The organism is Mucilaginibacter sp. P5_A4, assembly GCF_056400605.1.
Genome location: NZ_JBFUKX010000005.1, coordinates 103,254 through 129,586, shown reverse-complemented (window position 1 = coordinate 129,586; position 26,333 = coordinate 103,254). Strand labels below are relative to the sequence as shown.

Annotated in this window: 28 protein-coding genes; 15 read left to right on the top strand and 13 right to left on the bottom strand. The window is 41.8% G+C overall.

The features are described from left to right. On the bottom strand, positions 1-1,869 hold the full coding sequence (locus tag AC1DQW_RS05420; protein WP_477453168.1) for an ABC-F family ATP-binding cassette domain-containing protein: 1,869 nt from the start codon (positions 1,867-1,869) through the stop codon (positions 1-3). Continuing rightward, positions 1,866-2,522: an NAD(P)H-binding protein gene (locus AC1DQW_RS05415; RefSeq protein ID WP_477453167.1), complete on the bottom strand. Its 657-nt coding sequence runs from the start codon at positions 2,520-2,522 to the stop codon at positions 1,866-1,868. Before AC1DQW_RS05415 ends, AC1DQW_RS05420 begins: the two co-directional genes overlap by 4 nt. A 280-nt stretch (positions 2,523-2,802) precedes the next feature. On the opposite strand from AC1DQW_RS05415, the gene AC1DQW_RS05410 reads away from it, so the two are divergent. The 4 genes from AC1DQW_RS05410 (at position 2,803) to AC1DQW_RS05395 (ending at position 5,960) form a co-directional block, all read left to right on the top strand. Continuing rightward, on the top strand, positions 2,803-3,513 hold the full coding sequence (locus AC1DQW_RS05410) for a pirin family protein (protein WP_477453166.1): 711 nt from the start codon (positions 2,803-2,805) through the stop codon (positions 3,511-3,513). Positions 3,514-3,605: 92 nt separating this feature from the next. Next, positions 3,606-4,382: an MlaE family ABC transporter permease gene (locus AC1DQW_RS05405; protein ID WP_477453165.1), complete on the top strand. Its 777-nt coding sequence runs from the start codon at positions 3,606-3,608 to the stop codon at positions 4,380-4,382. A 7-nt stretch (positions 4,383-4,389) separates the two neighbouring features. Beyond that, positions 4,390-5,175, top strand: a complete 786-nt coding sequence (locus AC1DQW_RS05400; RefSeq protein WP_477453164.1) for an ABC transporter ATP-binding protein — start codon at positions 4,390-4,392, stop codon at positions 5,173-5,175. Beyond that, positions 5,172-5,960 (top strand): MlaD family protein, encoded by a 789-nt coding sequence (locus tag AC1DQW_RS05395; RefSeq protein WP_477453163.1) that lies wholly within the window; start codon positions 5,172-5,174, stop codon positions 5,958-5,960. Before AC1DQW_RS05400 ends, AC1DQW_RS05395 begins: the two co-directional genes overlap by 4 nt. A gap of 65 nt (positions 5,961-6,025) precedes the next feature. Here the strand turns inward: AC1DQW_RS05395 and AC1DQW_RS05390 are convergent, their stop codons facing one another. From AC1DQW_RS05390 to AC1DQW_RS05380, 3 genes are all read right to left on the bottom strand, one after another. After that, positions 6,026-6,439, bottom strand: a complete 414-nt coding sequence (locus AC1DQW_RS05390; protein WP_477405591.1) for a hypothetical protein — start codon at positions 6,437-6,439, stop codon at positions 6,026-6,028. 262 nt (positions 6,440-6,701) lie between these two features. After that, the gene (locus tag AC1DQW_RS05385; RefSeq protein WP_477453211.1) at positions 6,702-6,953 is read right to left on the bottom strand and encodes a DUF2752 domain-containing protein; all 252 of its coding nucleotides are present in this window, start codon (positions 6,951-6,953) and stop codon (positions 6,702-6,704) included. Positions 6,954-6,999: 46 nt separating this feature from the next. Further along, entirely contained in the window at positions 7,000-7,407 is a 408-nt protein-coding gene (locus tag AC1DQW_RS05380) for a DUF4199 domain-containing protein (protein ID WP_477405587.1), read from the bottom strand. Between the two features lie 158 nt (positions 7,408-7,565). On the opposite strand from AC1DQW_RS05380, the gene mfd reads away from it, so the two are divergent. Further along, complete coding sequence (gene mfd, locus AC1DQW_RS05375; protein ID WP_477453210.1) at positions 7,566-10,919, top strand: transcription-repair coupling factor; 3,354 nt, start codon at positions 7,566-7,568, stop codon at positions 10,917-10,919. A 50-nt stretch (positions 10,920-10,969) separates the two neighbouring features. On the opposite strand, the gene AC1DQW_RS05370 is transcribed toward mfd, so the two are convergent. Then, a complete protein-coding gene (locus AC1DQW_RS05370) occupies positions 10,970-11,575 on the bottom strand; it encodes a hypothetical protein (protein ID WP_477453162.1) in 606 nt (201 codons plus the stop codon). A 41-nt stretch (positions 11,576-11,616) separates the two neighbouring features. Continuing rightward, positions 11,617-12,156, bottom strand: a complete 540-nt coding sequence (gene hpt / locus AC1DQW_RS05365) for a hypoxanthine phosphoribosyltransferase (RefSeq protein ID WP_477453161.1) — start codon at positions 12,154-12,156, stop codon at positions 11,617-11,619. Positions 12,157-12,291: 135 nt separating this feature from the next. On the opposite strand from hpt, the gene AC1DQW_RS05360 reads away from it, so the two are divergent. Next, the gene (locus AC1DQW_RS05360; RefSeq protein WP_477453209.1) at positions 12,292-13,521 is read left to right on the top strand and encodes a M16 family metallopeptidase; all 1,230 of its coding nucleotides are present in this window, start codon (positions 12,292-12,294) and stop codon (positions 13,519-13,521) included. 17 nt (positions 13,522-13,538) lie between these two features. Beyond that, on the top strand, positions 13,539-14,111 hold the full coding sequence (gene def / locus AC1DQW_RS05355) for a peptide deformylase (RefSeq protein WP_477453160.1): 573 nt from the start codon (positions 13,539-13,541) through the stop codon (positions 14,109-14,111). A 114-nt stretch (positions 14,112-14,225) separates the two neighbouring features. Here def and AC1DQW_RS05350 read toward each other — a convergent pair whose 3' ends face one another. From AC1DQW_RS05350 to AC1DQW_RS05340, 3 genes are all read right to left on the bottom strand, one after another. After that, positions 14,226-14,852, bottom strand: a complete 627-nt coding sequence (locus AC1DQW_RS05350) for a hypothetical protein (RefSeq protein WP_477406867.1) — start codon at positions 14,850-14,852, stop codon at positions 14,226-14,228. Between the two features lie 116 nt (positions 14,853-14,968). Further along, entirely contained in the window at positions 14,969-15,247 is a 279-nt protein-coding gene (locus AC1DQW_RS05345) for a NifU family protein (protein WP_477406865.1), read from the bottom strand. A 153-nt stretch (positions 15,248-15,400) separates the two neighbouring features. Continuing rightward, complete coding sequence (locus AC1DQW_RS05340) at positions 15,401-16,486, bottom strand: Mrp/NBP35 family ATP-binding protein (RefSeq protein ID WP_477453159.1); 1,086 nt, start codon at positions 16,484-16,486, stop codon at positions 15,401-15,403. 118 nt (positions 16,487-16,604) lie between these two features. Here AC1DQW_RS05340 and AC1DQW_RS05335 point away from each other — a divergent pair, with 118 nt between their 5' ends. Further along, positions 16,605-18,839 carry a transglycosylase domain-containing protein gene (locus AC1DQW_RS05335; protein ID WP_477453158.1) on the top strand — a complete coding sequence of 745 codons (2,235 nt, stop codon included), beginning with the start codon at positions 16,605-16,607 and terminating at the stop codon, positions 18,837-18,839. A gap of 64 nt (positions 18,840-18,903) precedes the next feature. After that, the gene (locus tag AC1DQW_RS05330; protein ID WP_477453157.1) at positions 18,904-19,533 is read left to right on the top strand and encodes a nitroreductase family protein; all 630 of its coding nucleotides are present in this window, start codon (positions 18,904-18,906) and stop codon (positions 19,531-19,533) included. Positions 19,534-19,621: 88 nt separating this feature from the next. Here AC1DQW_RS05330 and AC1DQW_RS05325 read toward each other — a convergent pair whose 3' ends face one another. Beyond that, complete coding sequence (locus AC1DQW_RS05325) at positions 19,622-20,635, bottom strand: LacI family DNA-binding transcriptional regulator (RefSeq protein ID WP_477453156.1); 1,014 nt, start codon at positions 20,633-20,635, stop codon at positions 19,622-19,624. A 163-nt stretch (positions 20,636-20,798) separates the two neighbouring features. Between AC1DQW_RS05325 and AC1DQW_RS05320 the strand changes: the two genes are divergently transcribed. The 6 genes from AC1DQW_RS05320 to AC1DQW_RS05295 all read left to right on the top strand — a co-directional run bounded on the left by AC1DQW_RS05320 (position 20,799) and on the right by AC1DQW_RS05295 (position 24,596). Next, on the top strand, positions 20,799-21,206 hold the full coding sequence (locus tag AC1DQW_RS05320; RefSeq protein WP_477453155.1) for a response regulator: 408 nt from the start codon (positions 20,799-20,801) through the stop codon (positions 21,204-21,206). Positions 21,207-21,336: 130 nt separating this feature from the next. Further along, positions 21,337-21,567, top strand: coding sequence for a hypothetical protein (locus tag AC1DQW_RS05315; RefSeq protein WP_477405943.1), 231 nt, complete (start codon positions 21,337-21,339; stop codon positions 21,565-21,567). Positions 21,568-22,238: 671 nt separating this feature from the next. Beyond that, on the top strand, positions 22,239-22,970 hold the full coding sequence (locus tag AC1DQW_RS05310; protein WP_477453154.1) for an acyl-CoA desaturase: 732 nt from the start codon (positions 22,239-22,241) through the stop codon (positions 22,968-22,970). Between the two features lie 64 nt (positions 22,971-23,034). Beyond that, a complete protein-coding gene (locus AC1DQW_RS05305) occupies positions 23,035-23,157 on the top strand; it encodes a hypothetical protein (protein ID WP_477453153.1) in 123 nt (40 codons plus the stop codon). A 1-nt stretch (position 23,158) separates the two neighbouring features. After that, positions 23,159-23,482, top strand: coding sequence for a hypothetical protein (locus AC1DQW_RS05300; protein ID WP_477453152.1), 324 nt, complete (start codon positions 23,159-23,161; stop codon positions 23,480-23,482). Positions 23,483-23,531: 49 nt separating this feature from the next. Continuing rightward, on the top strand, positions 23,532-24,596 hold the full coding sequence (locus AC1DQW_RS05295; RefSeq protein ID WP_477453151.1) for a fatty acid desaturase: 1,065 nt from the start codon (positions 23,532-23,534) through the stop codon (positions 24,594-24,596). A 303-nt stretch (positions 24,597-24,899) separates the two neighbouring features. On the opposite strand, the gene AC1DQW_RS05290 is transcribed toward AC1DQW_RS05295, so the two are convergent. Both AC1DQW_RS05290 and AC1DQW_RS05285 read right to left on the bottom strand, forming a co-directional pair. Continuing rightward, positions 24,900-25,223, bottom strand: coding sequence for a hypothetical protein (locus tag AC1DQW_RS05290; RefSeq protein ID WP_477453150.1), 324 nt, complete (start codon positions 25,221-25,223; stop codon positions 24,900-24,902). A gap of 252 nt (positions 25,224-25,475) precedes the next feature. Then, positions 25,476-26,192, bottom strand: coding sequence for a LytR/AlgR family response regulator transcription factor (locus tag AC1DQW_RS05285; protein WP_477408686.1), 717 nt, complete (start codon positions 26,190-26,192; stop codon positions 25,476-25,478). Positions 26,193-26,333 lie beyond the last annotated feature (141 nt).

The following is a 26,333-nucleotide window of genomic DNA, read 5'->3' as shown; positions in this document are numbered from 1 at the left end:
TTATGCTTCTTTTAATTCGGTTAGTTCAATCCATCGGGCGCTTTTATCATCAAGCTTTTTGTTTAATTCAGCTATCTGCGCCATTATTTCGTTAAGCTTTGCAAGCTCAATGCCTACCTTGTTTAACTGCTCTGTTTTATCTTTTATCTGGTTTTCTATAGCTGTAATTTCAGCTTCTGTTGTCTCCAGCTCTTTTGCTTCTTTAAAGCTTAGCTTGCTTTTTTTAACAGCGGGTGCAGGGGTAGGGGTGGCTGTAACCCCGCCTTTTTTGGTCTGCTGTTTGGCTTCTTCCTGTTCAAGCCTGTATGACGAGTAGTTGCCATTGTAGATGCGTACCTGGCCTTGTCCTTCCATAATAAATAGCTGGTCGGTTAACTTATCCAGTAAATACCTATCGTGCGATACCATCATCAATATACCCGAATAGTTGGTTAAAAACTCCTCTAAAACGTTTAGTGTGTCAATATCCAAATCATTGGTTGGCTCATCCAGGATCAGGAAGTTGGGGTTCTTCATCAGGATGCTCATCAGCTGTAACCGCTTCTTTTCGCCACCGCTCAGTTTTGATATAAAACCATATTGCTTAGCAGGCGGAAACAGGAATAAAGTTAGCAGGGCAGATGCCGAGATCATTTTGCCATCGGCCATGGTAATAAACTCAGCAACGTTTTTTACAATATCTATTACCCGCTCATCATCTTTAAAAACAATACCCGATTGATGGAAATAACCAATCACAGTAGTTTCCCCTTTTACAATAGTTCCTTTGTCGGGTTGCAAAGCGCCTGTTATCAAATTTAACAGCGTTGATTTGCCGGTACCATTCTTTCCGGCTAAACCAATGCGATCTCCTTTTTTAAATATATAGCTGAAGTTATCTATATAGGTGTTTCCATTAAAACCTTTATAAAGATGTTCCATCTCCATGATCTTGTTTCCCTGGCGCGCTGTTTTAACGCTTAGTTCAACTTTTTCACGGATACCACCACTCTTGGTTTTATCTTCCAGGTCATAATAAGCGTCAATACGTGCTTTTGACTTGGTTCCGCGGGCTTGTGGCTGGCGGCGCATCCATTCCAGCTCCTTACGCAGCAGGTTGCTGTTTTTTTGAAATGCGGCATCATCCGCGGCATCACGCTCGGCTTTCTTTTCCAGGTAATAACCATAGCTGCCATTGTAGGGCACTATCTTACCCCGGTCAATCTCCAATATCTCGTTACAAACGTTATCCAGGAAATACCTGTCGTGTGTAACCATCAATATGGTTTTTGAGCCATCGGTCAATAATTTCTCCAGCCACTCAATGGTATCAATATCCAGGTGGTTGGTAGGTTCATCTAAAATATAAATATCGGGGTCTTCAATTAATAGCTTAGCCAATGCCAAACGCTTCTTTTGTCCGCCCGATAATGTATTGATAGGCTGATTAAGTTGATGGATATCCAACCGGCCCAAAATGGTTTTGATCTTGTATTCGTATTCCCAGGCATCAACCTCGCTCATCTCCTCCATTATCTTTTCAATGGCTTTGGCATTATCAGGATCGTTTTCCAGCAACTCCTCGTATTTACGAATCAGTTGTTGCTGCACATCATCAGCATGAAAAATATAATCGCTGATGGTAACGGCATCCTTAAAACCGGGATCCTGCTCCAGGTAGCCCATATTAAGATCCCTGGCCTGAACAACCTTGCCTTCGGTTGGTTTAATATAACCGGCCAACAGTTTTAATAACGTTGATTTGCCGGCGCCGTTAACACCAACCAGCGCAACCCTGCGGCCGCGGTTAATGCCTATGGTTATATTTTTAAATAACCAGTTGTCATGAAATTGATGGCCAAGGTTCTCGGCGGATAGATAAGTACTCACGATAATTGTTTTATTATGTCAGATGGGTACACAAATACACCCACCTCGTTTTTTGTTGATTGTTTGTACATGGCCATAGCCACGGTTTCGGCAGGTATGCTCCTGTATTTTTTTAAGCGGCCAATTAATAAGGGATCAATAACTTTTGCGAGTCCGCCAGCAATTTTTTCCATCAAGCGTTTCTCCTGCCTCTCGCCGGTTAATAGCGAAGGCTGGTAGATATAGGTAGCCGGTACACCAACGTTTGTAACGTCGGCTTCTGTTTCGCCCTTCATCCTGGTATAAAAGTTTGACGCATTTGCATCGGCACCAATGGCAGATACCAAATGATATTGCTTAACGCCGTTTTTTTGCGCTAATTGTGCCAGCTGTACAGGATAATCATGATCTATCTTACGATAAATATTCAGATCCGGCGTTTTGGCTTTGGTAGAGCCTAAACAGCAGAATACGGCATGGCCGTTTAAAACATAAGCATAGCTATCCAATTGGTCAAAATCGACCACCTGCTGTCTTAATTTTTTATGCTGAAGATCAAATTTTTTCCTTACCAGGATTAAAACTTCATCATAAAAAGGTTCGCGCAGCAAAATGTGGAGCAATTTACTGCCAATAAGTCCGGTTGAACCTGCAATAATAGCTTTATTTGCCATTGATACTTAATTTTTTGCAAAAATACACATAATTAAATCAATGCAATTTCGGCAGAGTAACGTTTCGCGCAAAGACGCTAAGGCGCAAAGATGGCGTAATGACCGTTGATTTAATTTGCGCTTTCACCATCCAATATGCTAATAATAAAGCTTTGGTTAAAAATTGCCGTGAGGCTTTATAGACAACTTAAGCCTTTGCGTCTTTAGCGGGAGATTAAACTACTTAAATCCATTGGCACGGCTATTGTGTGTTTAAACATATAAAAATAGAGATATAAGAATGAAAACAATATTTTATGCCGAAAGTAAACGCGGCAAAAATGATATAGGCTGGTTAAAAGCAAACTTTTCTTTCAGCTTTGGGCCGTATTACAATCCCGAACTAATGCACTTTGGTGTTTTAAGGGTTTTAAATGATGATACTATAGCCGGGGGTAAAGGTTTTGGCTTGCATCCGCATGATAATATGGAAATAGTAACCATTCCGCTGGAAGGGGGATTGGAACACCAGGACAATATGGGCAATAAAGGTGTGATTAATGCCGGTGATGTGCAGGTAATGTCGGCCGGTACCGGAGTTTATCATTCAGAATACAATGCTTCGGCAACGGATGCCGCTAAAACGCTCCAGATCTGGCTTTTCCCGAAGGAAAGAAATGTACAGCCAAGATATGATCAAAAAAGCTTTAAAGACGGCTTTAAACTAAATGAATTAACTGTTATGGTATCACCGGATAAAGGAGAAAACACCCTTTGGCTGCACCAGGACGCTACCTTTAGCATGGGTACTTTTGAAGCCGGGAAGCCACTTAATTATGTTATAAAAACCCCGGGCAATGGTGCATACGTGTTTCTTTTGGATGGCAAAGCTAAATTAAATGGTACCATTTTAAACAAAAGGGACGCTATGGGTGTTTATGATAGCAGTTCATTTACAATTGAAACCGAAGAACTTTCCCGTTACCTGATCATTGACGTACCAATGTCATAAACCTGCAAGCCGGCCCCTAAAGGTGAATTTTCCTGAACTGCAAAACATTTTGATAAATCGTTGTTGTATTTGTCAAATTATTAACCTAACACATGGCAGAACAAGTAATTACCGGGTGGCGAAAGTGGATGCTGGATATTGGCGAACAGTGCGTTTTCTTCGGCAGGTTTTTAAGAAATATATTTGTCGGCGGCTTTGAATGGTCGGAGTTTGTGAGGCAATGCTACGAAATTGGCTACCGCTCCATGATGCTGGTAGGTATCACCTCCTTCATCATGGGGTTTGTGCTAATTCTGCAGTTAAGACCATCTCTTGTGGCGCTTGGAGCCGAAAGTATGTTACCCAAAACGCTCGCGGTATCCTTTATCCGCGAAATGGGGCCGGTAATTACAGCCATTATCTGTGCCGGCAAAATAGCCTCCAGCATAGGTGCCGAGTTGGGCAGCATGAAAGTTTCTGAGCAAATAGACGCTATGGAGGTATCCGGCGCAAATCCGATACAATATCTTGTAGTTACCCGCATCTTAGCCACAACGCTAATGGTTCCTCTTCTGTCGGTAATTGGGGACGTTATCGGCCTTTTTGGGGGCTTCCTGGCTCTTAATATTACAGATAGCATTAGCTTTTCGCTTTATTTTCATAAATGCATTAGTGCCCTTGATTTTATCGATTTTTTACCAGCACTTGTTAAAACGGTGTTTTTTGGCTTCGCAATAGGTTTTGTAGGATGTTATAAGGGCTATCACTCCAATAAGGGTACCGAGAGTGTGGGTATCGCCGCGAACTCAGCGGTGGTAACGGCATCGCTTTGGATCTTTGTTATTGATGCTATAGCCGTTCAAATCACCAGTTTGTTGTTTTACAGATAAGATGGCAATGGAAAAAGAAAATATCGGAGCGAGAAAAAAATCATCAGCCATTAAAGATGAGGTGGTTATACATGCCAATGGTTTAAAGAAATCCTTCGGCGACAAAGAGGTATTAAAAAATATAACATTTGATTTGAAGCGGGGCGAGAATGTGGTGGTGCTGGGCAGATCGGGCGAAGGAAAATCGGTAACCATACAATGCGTGGTTGGCATGCTAAAACCGGATGGGGGCGATCTGAATGTTTTTGGCGAGGATGTTGCCGGCATGAGCGACGATGAGCTAAAGCAACTGCGTGTAAAAATTGGTTTCCTGTTCCAGGGCGGGGCACTGTATGACAGTATGACCGTGCGGGAGAACCTCGAATTTCCGCTAACAAGGGTGCTTAAGCTTAAAGACCAGGCCGAGATAGATAAAAAGGTAGAAGAGGTATTAGAGAGCGTAGGATTGCTTGATTCGATCGACAAGTTGCCGTCTGATCTGTCGGGGGGAATGCGGAAAAGGGCTGGCCTCGCCCGTACGCTCATAGTACATCCCGAGATTATGCTGTATGATGAGCCGACTACAGGATTAGATCCCATTACATCGCGCGAGATCAGCGAGCTGATACTTCATATGCAAAAGAAATATAAAACGTCATCTATTATTATTACGCATGACCTGGAATGTGCCCGCATTACAGCCGACCGGATTATGGTGATGGATAACGGAGAATATATAGCCGAAGGCACCTGGGCAGTGCTGCAAAAATCGGATAACGAACTTGTAAGATCTTTTTTTAACGAAACCACATGAAAACCACGTCATCGCAAAAAATAAAAATCGGCCTGTTCACCTTCACCGGATTGATGGTATTGGTACTGGCGGTATTTTTCATAGGCAACCAAAAAGGGTTGTTTAATTCCACATTTAACGTTTATGGAACATTTAAGAATGTGAATGGTCTGCAGGTGGGCAATAATGTGCGTTTTGCAGGCATCAACGTTGGTGTAGTACAATCTATCAACATCATAACCGATAGTTCGGTAAGGGTTGACCTGACGCTAAATGAAAAGGTAAAAAAATTCATAAAAACCGACTCTAAACTGAGCATTGGCAGTGATGGTTTAATGGGCGATAAGCTTGTTGTTTTAGCTCCCGGAGGCATAACCAGCAACCAGGAAATACAAGACGGGGGCAGGCTTACCTCAATAAACCCGGTAGATGTGGACAGGATAATCACCAAGCTTACCAGGGTAGCTGATAATGCGGAAACAATGACAGCAAGCCTGGCTGAAATTGTAGGCAAGATTAACAGTGGTAAAGGAAGTATCGGTAGGTTGTTGAACAGTGATAATTTGTCAAAAAGCCTGGAGAGCACTGTAAAACAGGCTCAAACTACCATGAAAAACGTACACGCCACCACGGGTACCCTAAATGAAGACCTGAAGGCGGCACAATCCAACTTCCTGCTGAAGGGTTTCTTCAACAAGAAGAAAAAAGCCGCAAAAGCCAAACAGGATTCTATTAGAAAAGTGCAGGAGAAGGCACAAAAGGAGAAAGAAAAAGTAGCTAAGGAAAAAGCGGAGGGGGATAATTAAGGTCGAAAAAAACGGCAACAATATAAAATATGGTATTCGATTGCGAAATGACTTAATTAAGGTTACTAATTAGAGGGCTTTACCAGCAAAGCCAGAACAGAGGCGTCGAAAATATTGGCAAAAGCATTAACGATGCCGTTGCCTTTAACCGTTTTTTTGAAATCTTCAGGATAAAAAATATGGTCAACACCAAGGGCTTTTAACAGGCTATCCACTTTGGTATGTTCCTTGCTTTTGTAGCAGCAGATTTTTATGTTGCTGTATGATGGGTTTGATTGCAGCCGCCGTAATATTTTTTCTATGTCGCGGGTAAGGTGGTCATAATCCAATATCACCACGTTGGGCTTTTGCTCATGGATGGATGGAAAAATATGACTTGTTACCGAGATGTGCCGGAATTGTTTATTATCAGGAGAAAGCTCAACCGAAAATGTTTCAGGAGCAACCAATAGAACATTCTTGGACCGTACACGGATCATAACCAATTAATTAGGGGACTTAAAAGTAATTGATATAGTTCGCTTTGTCAACAATTTATTGCGTTTTGTAATAATATTAACACCAAATGCTATATTTTTTTACAAATCTAACACCACAACCGTCGTGTCTTTCTTCCTGGGAAATTAATTTAATTTTGGATGTGGTATTTGCGGGTTCTTGCTCCCTGTTATTTTTTGCTTAAAATCTGCTAAAACGTTCCATTTGTGATAAAACAGCTTGCCGCATTGTAATTTTTGATGGTTAAGCCATAGGGAATTTCGGTCTAGATACAAACCGATCCCTCCCCAAAACAAAGATCCTGTAAAATATGATTAGCACAGCAGGTATGCCCAGCCAATGGGCATGAAGGGAGTTGAGTACCTGGCCGTGGAACAGATAAATAATAGAGTGACCCAGGCCACAGCCGGGGCACCATGTTAAGCCCAATAGTTTTAAGGGGCACAATGTAAAATGCGATGTAGCCTGCGGCGACGTAAAAGCCAGGCACAACATCGCCGTTATCCAGAAAAAAAGTTCAAAGTATTTTGAAAAAAGCCGTTTAATCAACCTTGTTGGATTTGTTCATAAATAGTAAAGATACCGCAAACGCCAATAATACGCCAACTAACAGTGCACCGAAGATACGGCCCGAAAAATCACGCAAAGTATTATCTGTTGATACATAGCTGAAATATAATATGCCGCCAAAAACAGTTATTATACCACCGGCAATCAATATTTTAAAGCTTTGTACCAATGCTTCTAAAAACCCCATCTGGCCTTTACAGTCGGTTTTGCGATAGCTCCAGATACCTATTAATAATCCGGTAGCGGGGATAAGGAACGAAAAATATTCAAATGGAGCAACCGTGTCTTTATCGGGAGTTACCCCCATGGCGTGCGATACAAACATCCAGATAATACTCAATAGGCCAATGAAAACGCCCCATACAATTGCATTCTTCATGATGATTTAATTTTAGTTGAAAATTTAGGTTGAACTCCCGGAAAATATTACTTGAATTTATAATTTAAAAGTAATTAAGCCTGCATATTGTTTGCATATTTTATACAAATTACATCGATTTATTTAAAAGGGCTTTTTTGCGTACATTTGCGGCAGTTTTGAATATCCGTGATATATTAGATAGATATAAAGCTGATGACAGGATTAAAGCATTGGCCACCGCGCTTAATGCTTCCAAAAATCCAAGGGTACAGCTTCGTGGTTTAGTCGGATCGAGTGATGCGGCCATGGCGGTAGCATTGTATTTTTTGCAGCACAAGCATATGGTGTTTGTACTGCCCGAGCGTGAAGAAGCCGGTTATTTCCAGGCCGACCTGGAGAACCTTACCGGCAAAGAAGTACTGCTTTTCCCATCATCATACCGCAAGCCATTTGAATTTACCCAGCCCGATAGCAGCAATGTGCTTGCCCGTGCCGAGGTATTGAACGAACTTAACCATTCGTCTGAATTTGGCCAGTTGATTGTTACTTATCCCGAAGCGCTTGCTGAAAAGGTAATAGACCGCGCATCGCTCGAAAAAAACACCCTGGAGATTGCCGTAGGCAACAAACTAAGTATCGACTTTATTAATGAGTTTTTAATTGAGTACGATTTTGACCGGGTTGATTTTGTTTACGAACCAGGCCAGTTTTCTGTAAGGGGCGGTATTGTAGATATTTTTTCTTTTTCGCATAACCTGCCATATAGGGTAGAGTTCTTCGGCGATTTTATTGAGTCTATCCGCACATTTGAGATTGAGAGCCAGCTATCTGTTGAACAGGTAAAAAGCATCACCATTGTGCCCAATGTACAATCAAAATTTTTAACAGAAAGTAATATCTCGCTGTTAGAATATGTGGATGCCGGTACGCAGGTATGGATAAAAGACGTACAGTTTACGTTGGATATTATCCAAACCGGCTTTAAAAAGGCAACAAATTTGTGGAAAGCATTATCGGCCGATGAAAAAACGCAAAACCCGGACTGGATAGACCCTAAATTTGGTTTTACCGACGAAAAACTGATTGCTGATCAGCTGCATGATTTCCCGGTGGTTGAGTTTGGCAAGCAATTCTTTTACCAGCCAAGCGCGGCTATCAATTTTGATCTGCGCCCGCAGCCGTCCTTTAATAAGGATTTTACATTGCTTATCCACAACTTTAAAAATAACGAGGCAGAGAAGATAGAAAACTTTATTCTTACCGATTCTTCAAGACAGGTAGAAAGACTATATGCTATTTTGGATGACCTTGATAAAACGGTAAAGTTTACGCCGATAAGTATCTCGATAAGAGAAGGCTTTGTTGATCATGAACAAAAACTGGCCTGCTATACCGATCACCAGATCTTCGATCGTTATTATAAATATAAGCTCAAAAAAGGTTACCAGCGCTCACAGGCTATCACCCTGAAAGAACTACGCGACCTTAAGCCAGGCGATTACGTAACTCATATTGACCACGGCATAGGCAAATATGCAGGCCTGGAAAAAGTGGAGGTTAATGGCAAGCAGCAGGAAATGATCCGCCTTATTTATGCTGATAACGACCTGCTATACGTAAACATCAACTCACTTAACCGTATTTCAAAATACAGCGGCAAGGAGGGTACCATTCCCAAAATGAACAAACTGGGTACCGATACCTGGGAGCGCCTCAAGAAAACCACAAAAAAAAAAGTTAAAGACATTGCCCGAGACCTGATTAAGCTTTACGCCCTGCGCAAAGCCCAACATGGCAATTCCTTTTCGCCGGATAGTTACCTGCAAACCGAATTAGAAGCATCGTTTCTTTACGAAGATACACCCGACCAGGAAAAAGCTACGGCTGATTTTAAAAAGGATATGGAATCGCCGCATCCTATGGATAGGCTCATCTGCGGTGATGTGGGTTTTGGTAAAACCGAGGTTGCTATTCGTGCCGCGTTTAAAGCCGTTGCCGATAGTAAGCAGGTAGCCATACTTGTGCCTACCACTATATTGGCGGCCCAGCATTACAAAACATTTACCGACAGGCTCAAAGGATTCCCGGCCAATATTGATTATATTAACCGGTTTAAAACCAGCAGGCAGATTAAGGATACCTTAGAGAAACTGAAGGATGGCAAGGTAGATATCATTATAGGCACACATCGCCTGGTGAGTAAGGATGTGAAGTTTAAAGACCTGGGATTAATGATTATTGACGAGGAGCAAAAGTTTGGTGTTTCAACAAAAGAAAAGCTGAAACAAATGCGCGCCAATGTAGATACATTAACGCTTACCGCTACACCCATACCGCGTACCCTGCATTTCTCACTAATGGGAGCCCGCGATCTGTCTATCATATCAACCCCGCCGCCAAACAGGCAGCCAGTTGTTACCGAACTGCATGTATTTAACGATAAGCTGATAAAAGAAGCTGTTGAGTTTGAGATTGAGCGCGACGGGCAAATCTTTTTTATCCATAACCGGGTTGCCGATCTGCCTCAATTAGGGGGGATGATCCGTAAACTGGTGCCTAAAGCCCGCATCGGGATAGCTCACGGACAATTAGAAGGCGATGCGCTGGAAGATGTGATGCTTAAATTTGTAAACCATGAGTACGATGTACTGGTGGCTACAACCATCATCGAAGCTGGTTTGGATATCCCGAACGCCAATACCATTATTATCAACTATGCTCATATGTTTGGCCTCAGCGATCTGCACCAGATGCGCGGCCGAGTGGGCAGGAGCAACAAAAAAGCATATTGCTACCTGCTGAGCCCGCCATTATCAACGCTCACCAGCGAGGCCCGCAAGCGCCTGAGTGCGATTGAAGAGTTTAGCGACTTAGGCAGCGGCTTTAATGTAGCCATGCGCGACCTGGATATTCGCGGCAGCGGGAACCTTTTGGGCGCCGAACAAAGCGGCTTTATAGCAGAGATCGGATTCGAGATGTATCATAAGATACTGGACGAAGCTATTCAGGAATTGAAGGAGGACGAGTTTAAAGGCGTGTTCCCGGATGATAAGCCAAGACCATATATTTCTTTTACCCAGATTGATACCGACCAGGAGATATTGATCCCGGATGAGTATGTAACCAATATTGCCGAACGCTATAACCTGTACACCGAGCTATCCAAACTGGAAAGAGAGATAGAATTATCTGCCTTTCAACAGCAATTGCATGACCGCTTTGGACCGATACCGCCACAGGTACATGACCTGCTGAACACCATGCGCCTGCAATGGATGGGCAAAGCCATCGGTTTCGAAAAAATCTCGTTAAAGAAGAATGTACTGCGGGGCTACTTCATCACCGATCAGCAATCAACCTATTTTGAAACAGAGGCGTTTCATAACGTGCTGGCCTTTGTGCAGGGCAACCCCCGCCGCACCAATTTAAAGGAAGTTAAAAATACCCTGCGACTGAGCGTGGAGGGTGTTCATAGCATTGACCAGGCATTGCTGTTTTTGAACGAGATGGCTGGATTGGTTGGGGTGTAAAGCAATCATTTATTCTTTTGATTTTGGAGGTTAATGGTTTTTATTTGTAGCTAATCGCCATTTCTTTGTTCATTAATGTAATCAGCAAATAAAACTATTCCAAAATCCTTTTGCGTTTTGTATCCACCCTTTACTTTTTTATTATCACTATAGTGCCAATATTCATTTCCTGTTTTATACAAACACCAGTTATTTAGTCTACTATCGTATTTAAAGGTTATGACCTGATTCCAGCGCCAGCCACTTCCACCAAAGTGTTCAACCGAAAAAAAACCATTTTTTATGCTGATACCATGATAAGGATCTCCGTGTATACCTCCATCGCCTGCAGACAATATGATATTATCGTTTTCTGCAGCCATTTTAAATGATCGATCTTTTTGTTTTATTAACAACAAAATGGGTCTTTTTTCCTCGTCTGTTATTTCTCTTTTTTGCCTAAGAACAATGACCTTATCCAGTAACCCGTCAAGATTTAGATCGCCATCCACCTGGTCAAGAATCATATAGTCTTTTGGGATAAACCTTTTAATTGAAGCGTAAACTTTTGTTCGGGTATTATGTTTTGGTAGGCGTACATCTTCATTAGATTGCGCAATACATGGATGTATTAAAAACACACAACAGAATACTAAGAAATCAATTCTATACTTCATTTCATAAATCCGGAATCCAACATCCCAATTCCGAAATCCTATCAATCTACCTTTTTATAAATATCCCTTAAATTCCGCCCCATTTCCTTATAATCTAATCCATAGCCTACCACAAATTCGTTCTCAATTTCGAAGCCTACATATTTAAGTTCATCTATATTTTTAAGCAGGGCGGCTGGTTTAAGTAACAGCGAGCACACTTTTATGGATGCGGGTTCGCGTTGTTTTAATTTGTCTATCAGGTAATGCACAGTGTTGCCGGTGTCCACAATATCCTCAATAATAAGCACATCGCGGCCTTTTATATCTAAAATTAAGTCTATGTCGTCGCGAATTTTAAGCTTGCTGGTGGTGCCTCCATAATAGGAGGCCAGCTTGGTAAAGGAGATCTCGCAGGGAATGGTTATTTGTTTTATCAGGTCGGCGATGAATAAAAAGCTGCCATTAAGCACGCCTACAAATACCGGAACGCTTTGTTTAAAATCTTCATTTATCTGTAATCCAATAGTTTTTACACGGTCTTCAATAATTTCGGCGTTAATAAGGGGCTCAAACTCAAGGTCGGCAATTTTAATTTTCATTGATGTGTTTTAAGGGGTATCCGGTTTTAAACGTTGTAAGCTTTTCACTTTAGTGTACTAAAGTACTAAAATCACGTACAAATCGTGCGTAAAATAATTGTAACATATATAACACTATCTTTGCATTTCCATATGATCGACTACCAGGCCCATACCTTACCCAATGGCATCCGCATTTTGTTTAAGCCATCGCCCTTTGCCGTAACGCATTGCTGCTTTATTGTAAATGCAGGCTCGCGCGATGAAGGCAATCAGCAGGAGGGTCTTGCTCATTTTATTGAGCACTTATTATTTAAAGAAACCGAAAGGCGCAACACTAATCAAATATTAAACCGGCTGGAATTGGTAGGCGCCGATTTAAACGCCTATACTACCAAAGAATATACCTGTATCCATGCTTCCCTGTTAAACCAGCACCTGGAACGTGCTATAGATCTGTTTGAGGATATCCTGTTCCACTCCACCTTCCCGGAGGATGAGCAGGAAAAGGAGCGCGGTGTAATTCTTGATGAGATTGCCTCATACCTTGATCAGCCGGAAGAAGCTATCCAGGATGATTTTGAGGAACTGCTGTTTAAAGACGAGCCCATCGGCAAAAATATTTTGGGCACGCCCGAAACCGTTGGCCGGATGAACAGCGGCGATATGCGCGCTTTCATTAAAGCCAACTACAGCACATCCGAAATGATATTTGCTGTGCATGGCAATTATGATTTTAAAAAGGTTGTTAAGTTGGCCGAAAAATACTTTGGCAGCATTGAATCCCATCAGCCCTCCAAAAACAGGATAAGGCCGCAGCCTAATAAAAGCGGAATATTTGTAGTTAAAAAGCCGATATCCCAAACCCATTGCATTATTGGCAACCAGGCTTACGCCTCATCGCACCAGTACAAAAATGGGTTACTGTTGTTAAACAACCTGCTTGGCGGAATGGGAATGAGTAGCCGGCTTAACCTGGAGATTCGCGAGAAGTACGGCATTGCCTACACCATCGAATCGAACTATACGCCTTTTACTGATACCGGCATTTTTTCTATTTATTTTGGAACAGACACCGAAAAGGCTGATAAAGCCGCAAAGCTTGTTCATAAAGAATTAAAAAAACTGCGCGAGCAAAAACTGGGCACCTTGCTATTACACCAGGCCAAACAAAAATTTATTGGCCAGATTGCATTGGCAGAGGAAAACCGGCTTAGCCTTATCATATCCATGGCCAAAAGTCTGCTCGACTTTAACCATATTGAAACCTTAGAGGAGATTTTTGCCAAAATAAATGCGGTAACAGCCGGCCAGCTGCTGGAAATAAGTAATGAAATATTTGACAATAACGGCTTAATTACATTGAAGTTTGAGCCTAAACAATAAACCTGTATTTTTGCAAAATGAAGTACCCTATCATCGCCTACGGAGATCCTGTTTTAAGAAAAAAAGCCACTGCTATTGAGCCGGACGAATATCCACATATAAAAGAGCTTGTGAACAACATGTTTGAGACTATGTACGGCGCCCGCGGTGTTGGCCTGGCAGCGCCGCAGGTGGGTATGTCTATGCGTTTATTTGTGGTTGATGCAACTGTTTTTGATGATGAAGAGCCGGAACTGAAAGATTTTAAAAAGGTATTCATTAATGCTGTTATTTTAGAGGAAAGCGGCGAAGAGTGGGGTTTTAACGAGGGTTGCCTTAGTATCCCGGATATCCGCGAAGATGTTTATCGCAAAGCCGTAATCAGGATCTCGTATTACGATGAAGACTGGAAACATTACGAGGAAACCTTTAAAGGCATGGCTGCCCGCATCATTCAGCACGAATACGATCATATTGAAGGAAAATTATTTACGGATAAGCTGAGCCCGCTGCGTAAAAGGCTTATTGAGAAAAGGCTGAACGATATTTCAAAAGGAATAGTTAGTGTTGATTATAAAATGAAGTTCCCCGCTGCAAAAAAGGGTAGATAGTCAGTAGGGAGTGGGCAATGGTGAGGGAAAAAACCACGATCTTCCTTCGCCTTCAAGTTTACTATAAACATAGTAAGATTAGCAAACACACTATTCACAATTGCCCATTCACCTCTATTTGCTATCCGCGTCAGAGATCTGTTTGATCAGGCTTCCCCAGGCAAGTGGGTTTAGCAAGGGGTTGGGCGTTAATGAATGCGAGTTGAGGATGCTGGTGTGCATGCTTTGCGCATTTGCCGATTGAATTTCCTGCGCATCCCGTGGGAGGGTATTAAACAATGCGCTAAGTGATGCTTTACTGATATTTTTGCGGGCTATCTCCAGGTCATCATCCGCCAGTTTTATAGCTAAAAAATCTTTCTTAAACTCATCGGTAGTGGCCCAGGGAAATACATGGAATGCCGGCAGGTTAATAATTTGTGGCTTTATGCTTACCTGCAGGGTATAACTTTTACCGGGCAGGTTAGCCGGTATTACAACGGTGACTTGTCCGTAACCTACGCAGGTAAAGCGCAAGGTATCCTGCTCATGCGCAACAAAAGAAAAATAGCCTTTGTAGTTGCTTAAATTAACCTGATTGTGGAACGACGTATTGGTGATGGTAACATAAGGAACAATCACCTTTGCGCTATCGGCATTATGAACTATACCAGTAAATTGCACAACTGGTCGTTCCTCGTGACTTTGCGCAAACGTGGCAGCCGATGCAAATAATAAAAATATAAAAACCAAATATTTCATATACCTGTCTCTTTTCCGCTGTTTATTATCTTTAATATAAGGGAAAAGGTTTCAAAATGTTGCTCAAAAATACGGTAATACAGTAAATATAACCTGTATTTAACAATTCTTAACACCTATCTTAAATTTTCTGGCAGTACCGCGTTAGGATCGTCAATATCCGTAAGGTTTATTGCTTCAATTGAGGTAACCTCGGGCACAGCCTTTTTAATGGCCTCCTCAATACCTGCTTTAAGGGTCATGATGCTCATTGGGCATGACCCGCATGAGCCAAGCAATTTTAATTTAACAACCCCTTCAGAGGTGATTTCTTCAACAGAAACATTCCCGCCATCAGCCTCTAAATACGGACGAATTGTATCTAAAGCTGCTTCAACCTGACTTAATAAACTCATTTTTACTAATTTATAACTAAAGTAAAGTTATTAATAATTTACAATATTCTTTGGTCCAATATTTTGCCCGGATGTTGTTATAACATCAACGAAAATATTCTCTTTTTATGTTAGTGCGTTGTTTGGTTGCCCCCTGGCTCCCGCCCCTAAACTTTATGCCTCAACTTTTTTTTCCAGACTTTTATCAAAATTTGAAATGGCTACCTGCTGCGCCACCCGTTGCGCCATATTTATAAAGGCAGCGGTCATCGCGCCGTTTTCTTCCAATATAGCAGGAGTGCCCGAATCGCCGGAATCACTAATGCTTTTAATCAGCGGGATCTCTCCTAAAAACGGAACATCCAGTTGCTGAGCAAGCTTTTGCCCGCCTCCCTTGCCAAAAATGTAATATTTGTTATCAGGAAGTTCGGCCGGAGTAAAGTACGACATGTTTTCAACCACACCCAGTATAGGCACATTAATGGCCGGCATCATAAACATGCCTATTCCCTTTTTAGCATCAGCCAGCGCTACGTTTTGCGGCGTTGTTACAATAACAGCACCAGTAACCGGGAAGGTTTGCGTAACAGTGATGTGGATGTCGCCAGTTCCGGGCGGAAGATCGATCACCAGGTAGTCCAGCTCGCCCCAATCGGCATCGTTAAATAATTGTTTTACAGCCGTTGATACCATTGGCCCGCGCCATGGCACGGGCTGGTTAGGGTCAGTAAAAAAACCTATTGATAATAGTTTAATACCATATTTCTCAATGGGCTCAATCCGGGTTTTGCCATCCACAACGCTGGCCTGCGGACGAACGCCCTCCAGCCCGAACATAATAGGGATCGACGGGCCATAGATATCGGCATCTATCAACCCTACTTTAGCGCCCGAGTATGCAAGGCCAAGGGCAAGGTTAACCGCTACTGTTGATTTGCCCACGCCGCCTTTGCCCGATGCTACAGCAATAATATTTTTAACCCCCGGTACGCCGGTGTTTTTTTGCGTAGTAACGTGCGATGTCATGTTGATGCTTACCACCGCCTCTTTACTTATAAAGTAGCTGATGGCATTACGGCAGGCATTTTCTATTAACGCTTTTAGCGGACACGCCGGTGTGGTTAATATGACCGAAAAGCTAATGTTGTTGCCCTCGATATGTATATCCTGTATCATGTTAAGGGTAACCAGGTCTTTTTTCAGGTCTGGTTCTTCAACATTACCCAGTGCTTGTAAAACTTGTTCTTTAGTGATTATCATATTATTACGGGCAAATTTATAAAAACAGGTGGTTGATTTATGTTTGTTAAGGAAACAATTTACAGAAACAACCGTTTGGAGGGGATAAGAATTAGTTTAGTTTTGGAAAAATTTACTCATGAAGCGCCTCAACCCTAAATACATACGCATAACCGCATTTATCCTTATTCCCTTATTTATTATATTGCTTACTGGCTGCTATATCGCCTGGTCAAAACGCGAAGCCCTGCTTCAGGCGGCTATTGGCAAAGCTACAGCAAAAGCAAAGCGCGATTATAATTTAGATGTAAAAATAGGCTCGGCCCATTTTACGGGTACCAGCACGGTGTCTTTTTCAGATGTTAGCATAGTGCCCGAGCAGCGCGACAGCTTGCTTAATATTAAAAACTTTGTGGTAAGTGTTAGGCTACTGCCGCTGATTGTGGGCGATATTAAATTATCTGACGTTTTATTACAGGACGGGTTTATCAACCTAACCAATATAAAAGGGGTAAAAAACTTCGATTTCCTGTTTAAAAAGAAAAGAGATACTACATCAACACGCAAGGTAGATTTGAGTCAGCTTGCCAACAACCTGGTTAACGAGCTGTTATACAAGATCCCGGATAACTTAACGCTTAATAATTTTTCCATAAGCTTTAAGGATGATAGCAACAAGGTAAAACTACTTGCAAAAACCGCGACCATCAAAGACGGAGATCTTACATCAACAATTGATGTTGATAATGGCGCGGCAACCTGGCATATGGATGGCAAAATGCACCCCTCAGATAAAAATATCGATGTAAAACTTTATGCAGACGGTGCAAAAGTAGAACTGCCCATCATCCAGAAAAAGCTGGGACTTAAGATAAATTTTGATACCATAAGCACCAAATTAACCAAAGTTGAGCACAGCGGCGGCGAAACAAAAATATACGGTTCGTGGGCGGTTCATAATTTGTTGCTAAACCACCCGGCACTCTCATCGGGCGACATCGTGTTCCCGGATGCAGCCATTGATGCCAACGTTTTTGTGGGCAGTAATTATGTATCTGTTGATAGCTCATCTATGATACATATTAAAAAGCTAACCGCCAGGCCATATCTTAAATATACCCTTAAGCCGGTTAAAATTTACGAGCTCAAAATGAATACAGGCTGGCTAAACGCTACTGATATTTTTGATGCTTTCCCCCATGGGATGTTTGATGCTTTGGATGGGATACAGGTTACAGGCAAATTAAACTATGCCATGAACTTTTATATGGATTCATCAAAACCCGATGATTTGCAGTTTGATTCGCGGCTGGATAAAAATGGTTTCCGGATTGTGAAATATGGCAAAACAGATCTATCAAAGCTGAACAGCACGTTTGTACACACCCCTTACGAAAAAGGCAAACCGATGGCACCACACCTCATTGGGCCAGAAAACCCGGAGTTTACTCCTCTTAATGAAATCGCGCCCAATCTTCGCAATGCGGTGATGACGGCCGAAGATCCGTCCTTTTATACCAACCATGGCTTTGTTGAGGAGGCATTCCGTAAATCGCTGGTTACCGACTTTAAGACTAAAAAATTTAAACGCGGCGGTAGCGGAATTTCGATGCAGCTGGTTAAAAACGCTTTTTTAAGCCGCGAAAAAACGCTTGCGCGTAAAATTGAAGAGATCCTGATTGTGTGGATGATAGAAAATAACCGCATCATGACTAAAAACCGGATGCTGGAGGTTTATCTGAACATAATTGAATGGGGCCGTAATATATACGGTATATCCGAGGCCTCGCATTTTTACTTTGGCAAGTCGCCATCAGAACTTAACCTCGGGGAGAGTATTTACCTGGCCAGTATTGTTCCGTACCCTAAAGGGGGATTATACGCCTTTCAGCCCGATGGAACGCTGCGCCCCGGGCTGCATGGCTACTTTAACCTGATAGGCAGATTAATGGCCGGTAAAGGACTTACGCAGCGGGATACCAGCGCCTATGGCTTTTATGGTGTACGCCTGAGGGAGGGTTTAAGGCAAACCATTGTACCTATTGATACAGCAAAAGCTGATAGCCTGATGAAACAGGGGGGTGATGACAATGAAATACTGCCTGTAATAGAAGAGCCGGCCAAAAAGCCTAATTTTTTCCAACGCTTATTTGGTAAAAAAGATACAACCAGTCAAAAGCAGGAAGAAAAAGAAAAGACCGCTAAAGAAAAACTAAATGAGCAAATTGAGGCGCTTAAACAGGATTATAAGAACCGCATAGACCACATTGATACCGCAGGTAAAACCCGTAAGGATATCCGTGTAGAAAAACGCAGGCTTAAACAAGAAGCCAAAGACAAGGAACAGGAGCTAAAAGATAAAGCCAAACTTTAGTTTACGATACAATGACCCAATTAAATGTTCAAACATCTATTTTTGTTTGAGCAATTGAAGAATCATGTCATTAGTAGAAAAATTACAAAAAAGGGCCGCAATTAAAAAATTCGACCCATCAAAAAAAATAAGCACCGAACAATTAGATCAGTTACAAAGTGCAATACAACTGGCCCCGTCATCATGGGGCTTTCAATCATTTAAAGTTATTGTTGTGCAGGATACAGCAACCAGGGAAAAGCTGCGTGCAGCAGGTTATAACCAGCCCCAGATCACCGATGCTTCCGCATTATTTGTTTTCGCCTCGTTAACAACGTTAGATGAAACCTTCGGCAAAAAATTCATAGATCTTGTTGCCGATACCCGTAGCGTTGAACGCACAAGCCTTGAAGGTTTTGAACAAGCGGTTTTAGGCACATTAAGCAGCCGTACCGATGAGCAGAAACTGGCCTGGTCGCACAAGCAAACATATATCGCTTTGGGTGTATTGGTTTCAGAAGCCGCTGAATTGGGCATTGATGCAGCGCCCATGGAAGGTTTTGATGCCGCGCAATTTGATGAAATCTTAGGCCTCAAAGAAAAAGGATTAACAACCTCCGTTATCGCCGCAGTTGGTTTCCGTGCCGAAGATGATGTTTACAGCAAAATGATCAAAGTACGCCGGCCTAAAAGTGAGTTGTTTATTCATGTGTAATTGGTGAATGGTTGATTAGGTGAGTGGTTGATTGGGTTAATTTTCTCATCCAGGCAATTACTTTACCACTCATTTAATCAACTACTCTCTATTCACCGCCCGAACTTTTCCTGATAAACAGCTTCGATTTTAAAACCACGTGCCGTTTATGGTTTGACGCATTTTTTTGTTCCAGGGCCTCAAACAGCAGGGTAGCCGCTTTAATACCCATTTCATAGGCGGGTTGTGTAATGGTTGATAATGCCGGGCTTAACAACGGCGCTATACCCAGGCTCGAGAAGCTGATCATCTTGAGATCCCGGGGGATAGAGATCCCCAGGTCGTTGCACACATAGTAAGTAGCAAAGGCCAAGCGTTCAACCGAGCTGAAAATACCATCTGGCTTAATTTCCTGAAGTACGCGGGTCAATACCTTATAGTTTACCTTTTCGTCGTTGCTGCAGTCTATTACAAGCTCATCATCAAAAGCTATATCGTGCTTTTTTAAAGCATCCATATAACCCTGCATCCGCACCTGCCCTATAGATATGTTTTTGTTTATCACCAGGTATGCCACTTTGCGGCAACCGGTTTCCAGCAGGTGCTCGGTAGCAGCAAAGCTGCTGTCATAATCGTTGGTGGTTACTTTGGCGGCATCAATATCTTCATAAACCCTGTCAAAAAACACAACGGGGACATTTTTTGATTCCAGCTGACGCAGGTAGTTATGGTCATTAGCCTCGCCCGATACCGACATGATGATGCCATCAACCTTGCCGTTGTTTAAATAATTTACAAACGATACTTCCTTTTCGAAGATATCATCCGTTCGGTAAAGTAAAATGTAAAAACCTTTTTTACGGGCAACCTCCTCAATACCGTTTATAGCTTGCGAGAAAAAGTCGTTGGCAATTTCAGGAATTATCACCGCCAGTGTGCGGGTTTTTTTGTCCCTTAAATTACTGGCGTAGTGGTTGGGTAAAAAGTTGTGCTCTTTGGCAAAGGCCAGAATCCGCTCCTTGGTGTTTTTATTAATATCCGGGCTGCCATTAAATGCCCTCGAAATAGTTGAAGTAGATATATTGAGCTCCTTAGCCAGTTTCTTTATATTAACAATATCCATTATGCTCAGCTAAATCTGGTTTATTCAGTCAAATGTAATAAAACTGATCTGTTTAAGACCCAAAATTCAACTGTATTTGTTGTTAATTGTATTAAATAATATCCTAAATCCTGCAATATTACACAAGCTGGCAAAATGGTTTAACTGTAAGTTAATCAATGGCATGCCCTTTGTACAACATTACCTGGCAAGGTTGGAAAAGATCATGGCAAAGAAAATATTGATAGTAGATGACGACGAGTTGATGATTGATGTAATGACCTACATTTTAAGCAGCAATGGTTACGATGTAGTATCATATAACGACTGGCATAACATCCTGAACAATATCAGGACCACCCATCCAGACCTGGTAATACTTGATGGTTTGTTTTCGGGTATGAATGGCCGCGATATATGCAAGCTGATAAAGTTGAACAGGGATACGCAAACCCTGCCTGTAATCATCTGCTCAAGTAATGATGATATTGACGACTCACTATCCCCAAAAGGCGCCCCCGACGATGTGCTGCACAAACCATTTGGTATAAATAACCTGTTAGATAAGGTTAAATATCAGCTTGCGGCCTGATAGGACACAAATTCATTTTTAGTTTAACGTGCTTAAAATTAATAACTTACAACTATATGGTGAGGTTTATCACATCTTTTTGTATTTTTAGGGTATTGGATTTGTATATTTACCCGGAGAGAAGACAAAGATGGGACTGCCACTAAGAATAACATATAATGATACCGACCACGTGTATCAGATCAATACATCGCCGATTAACAAGACGACCAGCGAGCTTGAAATTTTATTGAATGGCGAAAAAATCACCCTTCAAAAAGATGAGCGTAGTGTATGGGTACAGCAAGGCGACGGCCCGTTAATTGACCCCGAACTGGCACAGGCTTTAGGAAGATCGGTTTCTTTAAGGTTCAGAATGTAGGCAGGATTGAGCAGCAAACATGGGCTGCAAACTCATTTTAGATATTAGATCCCAACTAATATAATAATACCTGGCGCCGAACCTAAAATTAGGGTCCTGCAATTACAATTTATTTCCTGTTTATAGTATTTCGGATTTTTTTATTCGATAGAGGCGCTTTTCATATGGTTTGGAGTAATTGCCGGTTTGGCTGTGGCTTTAAAATAAATAAAGCCTCCTTGCTCTCGCAGCGCGGAGGCTTCTACCTAAACCTTATCACAATGGGGAGAAGCCCCGATTTGCATTACAAACCTACTATAACCCCCATTAAATGAGAACAAGTATCGACGAATAGAATATATCTATCGATAGAAAGCCTTGTGGATGGTATTGCCGGCAGGGCGAAAAAAAACTTTTTAAATTAAATAACAAATTGCTTAATTAAAGGTTATTATAATATAGTCTTTTAAGATTTACTATAAAGTACCTGCCGTTTTGGGTTTTAAACCAAAACATTTTTCCCGTTGACCGCAAGCGCTTCTTAAATTTTAAGCTTGCATCTCATCAGGCATTCAGGCCACAGAGAACAAAACGTCATCTGTTTACACCACATCCAACAGGCACGATCCCTTTAAGGGGGCTACCATGCTTGCATTATACCGTATTTAGTACCTGCTATTAATTCTATTTTTATGCTGATCCTGATTTTTTTTATTGCGCACTGGTTCTTGTCTCTGTTTTTTCAAACTTTCTTCCAACACCGCTACGCCTCTCATCGTATGTTCACCACGAACAAATTCTGGGAACGCGTTTTTTATATTATGGCCTACCTATTTGAAGGAGCTTCCTTTTTAAATCCCCGGGCCTACGCTTTAATGCACAGGGAACACCATGCTTACAGCGATACGGAAAAGGACCCGCATTCGCCCCATTTTTTTACGGATATTTTCCAGATGACAAAGGCCACCTTTAAAACATTTGGCGATCACCTGCAAAGAGTAAAGAACCCCGAAGCCCGCTTTGCCGGTAACTACCCTGAATGGCCGCTGATTGACAGGATGGGTTCTTCGATACTATCCAGGCTGCTGTTTGGCGCCGCTTACACGTGCTTTTACATTTTTTTTGCCGCCCACTGGTGGATGTTCCTGCTGTTGCCCATCCATTTTTTGATGGGGCCAATTCATGGCGCAATTGTAAACTGGTGCGGGCATAAATATGGCTATACTAATTTCGACAATAAAGACAAATCAAAAAACACCACACCTTTCGACTTCCTGATGCTGGGCGAACTGTTTCAAAACAATCACCACAAACACCCCAATAGCGCCAACTTCGGAAAAAAATGGTTTGAGATAGACCCGGTTTACCCGGTTATGAAGCTGATGCACTGGATGCGGATTATTAAACTCCGTAAAGCGATTTAAAATTTACGCGATAAGCGCGTAATCAGCCCTCACGGATTATCAATTAACATTAAACAACAAAACAATGAGTAAAGATAAAGGCTGTAAAGCCCACAAAAAAGGGCCAGCCACAAACGGCAAAAAAACGATGTCTGATTACCAGGCGTCTAAAACCGAGGTCGTATCTGCCAATAAAACACACAACTAACATGGCCGGCCAAACAGTTGAATTGCAGGCCAACATGTTTTTATTTGACCTGAGCAATAGCGCCAAAGAACATTGGTTTAAAACAGAAGAAGCCTGGGAGGTAAGCTTAGCCACAGACGATGAAAGATCTGCCATGGAAAAGAAATATTACCCCACCATTTCGGTAAAAGTTTTACCCGAGCAATTGGCAGAGTTATTTGRGCTGATTAAAGAAAAGTTAATCCTGGCACAATCCGACCAGGAAAAAACATGGGACACTAAAACAATTATAAAAAACCAAATACAATACCTCATTGCCTTTAATCCAAAACGGCAACGATCCTAAATAATTACCAGTTTTTATCCGAGCCGATCACTATTAAATTTTTTAGCCGATGCCTTTTTTAGATTATGTACTGCAAACCCCTTCATACGGTTGGAAGGATGCACAGGGAGCTTTGATAAAGCCGACTGTGTTACAAATGTTAACCGAGTTTTTTTCGAGGTTAAACCCCATTAAAAGCCGGAAAAACTGGTTGCCATTTTTTAGCTGGCTGAAGGTTTTGTGCCTGGTACCGTTTTTTGTGTTCTTCATCATTTACTTTTTGAGCTGGTGGACAGTACCGGCGGCCTTTGTTTATGGAATGATCATTATGGGTACGCATGGCACCATCTGGCATCATCGTTACTGTACCCATGGAGCCTATACTTTTAGCAACAAATTCTGGCGCTTTATAACGCAGAACCTAACCATCAGTGTTATCCCCGAGGAGATCTATGTAATATCGCACCATGTGCATCATTCCAAATCCGATCAGCCCGGCGACCCTTATAACGCCCAGGCCGGGTTTTTATATTGCTTTTTGGCCGATGTAAATCACCAGCCAATTGCCAAATCCCTGAATGAAGGCGACTACAACCGGGTTAAACAATTGATGAAACATACCGGTGTAAAGGCAAATACCTACGCGCAATACCAGCGCTGGGGCTCGTATGTAAACCCCGGGCGCGCGGTTATGTCGTGGATCCTGAACTGGTCTTTCTGGTACGCGGTTTTTTATTTAACAGGTGGGCATGCCCTGGCTTTCAGCTTATTTGGTGCTGCCGCATTCTGGGCGGTGGGGGTACGTACATTTAATTATGAAGGCCATGCAAAAGGGAAAGACAAACAACACGAGGGTACCGACTATAGTAAAAAGGATAAATCAATTAACCAGCTGTGGCCCGGTTTTGTAGCCGGCGAATGGCATAACAATCACCATTTGTTCCCCAAAAGCGCCAGGAGCGGTTTTAAGCCGCACCAGGTTGACCTTGCCTGGTATTATATCAAATTAATGAGCTGGCTGGGCGCTATTAGCCATTATAAAGACAATAAAAAGCAATTTTACGAACAGTATGAACGGCCCTATCAGCATAGTAAAAACTCGAAAAAACGCGTATTAGCCGATTCCCAGGTGTGAGTTTCTGCTTTTGGTATATTTACTTACCCCTGTTTACCTTTGGTTAGTGCGTTTGCCCGTTTTTAATCAACCCCCACTGGTTAAAAAACCAGCTGATTATTGCATCCACGTTATATCAAAGAAGAAGGCTTTATGAACATTGTTCATAAAGCCTTAATTTTTTAAGCGGGGGTTGGGGATTCGAACTTCCGGTCTCCGGTGCTTCTATGATTGTGGCATACTGTCCACGATGGCAGCCAACTCTTGTCCTTTGCTTTCTTATTTTAAAGATGTAATGATGGGTAATAATACTCAGGTTAAGATTTATTGGGACAACTCCTGAAATTGTGCTCTTTTAACCACAGTATCAACATCTATAATATACTCTGTATCTTCACGGTGTTTATAAAACTGATATCCGTAGTGCCTTTTTCGCCAAACCCCTTTTTCACCTTTAACTATTTTATACATTGATTCATTAATAGTCTCATTTATACCCACGTCTTTATTATAGTAATCGGAGTGCCTGATGCTATTGGTAAAGCTATTTAACGACGACACATTAAATTGTAAATTATAATAGATAGCATAGTCAGAGCCCATATCTTCATACTCGTCTCTAAGCACTTTGGTATCTAAGGGGATCACAATTTGGGCGTTTTGTTCAAACCGCTTCTTGCTCGGAGTTCGACCCCAATTACAAGAACTTATCGTCAAGGCGATTCCAATATTAAAGTGTAATACTATTTGGTTGATCTGCTTCTTTACCATGTGTGTTTAGGAAGGACAAGATAACAGGCTAAAACTACTTATTTCAAGCGTTTGTAATATTGTGCCTGGCGCTACAGCGTCTTTAGCGACTAAAAGCTACCCATGTGAAAAATAGTGTTGACCGCTTTTCTATGCCAACACCTTACTTTTATCCGACAATTTTTTCCATTGCCCCAAATATTGTCTTCCTATTGGTATTTCAATTTTACCAATTTCAACATCGTAATGGGTAAAGGCAGTAATCTTGTTAATTGCCACAATAAAAGACCGATGAACCCGGGCAAATAAATTATGAGGTAACTCTGCTGCCAATGCAGTTAAAGAATACTTAACCACTAAAGGGGTATTAAGCAGCCTGTAAATCTTGATGTAATTTTTGGCGCTTTCTATATAAACAATTTCGTCTAAAAAAATCTTAAGTGTTTTTCTGTTTGCTTTAAAATATATGCATTCGCGTTCCACATGCATATTCAGGCCTTCTTCAGGAGAAATGCCCGCATCGATCACCTTATTAACAGCCTTTAAAAAACGCTCTAAACTTAGTGGCTTTAGTAAAAAATCCACCGCATTTAAATCAAAAGCTTCGGCGGCAAATTCCTGATAAGCAGTTATAAAAATTACTTTGGGGGGATTTTGTAAGGCTCTTAGAAAACTAATTCCCGATAATTCAGGCATCCGAATATCCAGGAAGAGTAAATCTATCCTTTCTGTTTTCATGATCTCCAGTGATCGTAAAGCGCTGTCACATACAGCCACAACCTCAAGCTGCTCCACCTTATCGGTCCACTTTTTAATTGTCATTAAAATAAGTGGATCATCGTCTATGATTAAGCATCTCCACCGCATATTTTAAAAAGTTTATTTTATTTTCCGCATTGTATTTTAAACAACGGGTAAATAAAGATAGCATTAAACTATTACAAAGTTAAAATAGGCCCTTCAATGGTGTTCTCATTACTATTTTTCGGGTTGATGTATTTGCATTTT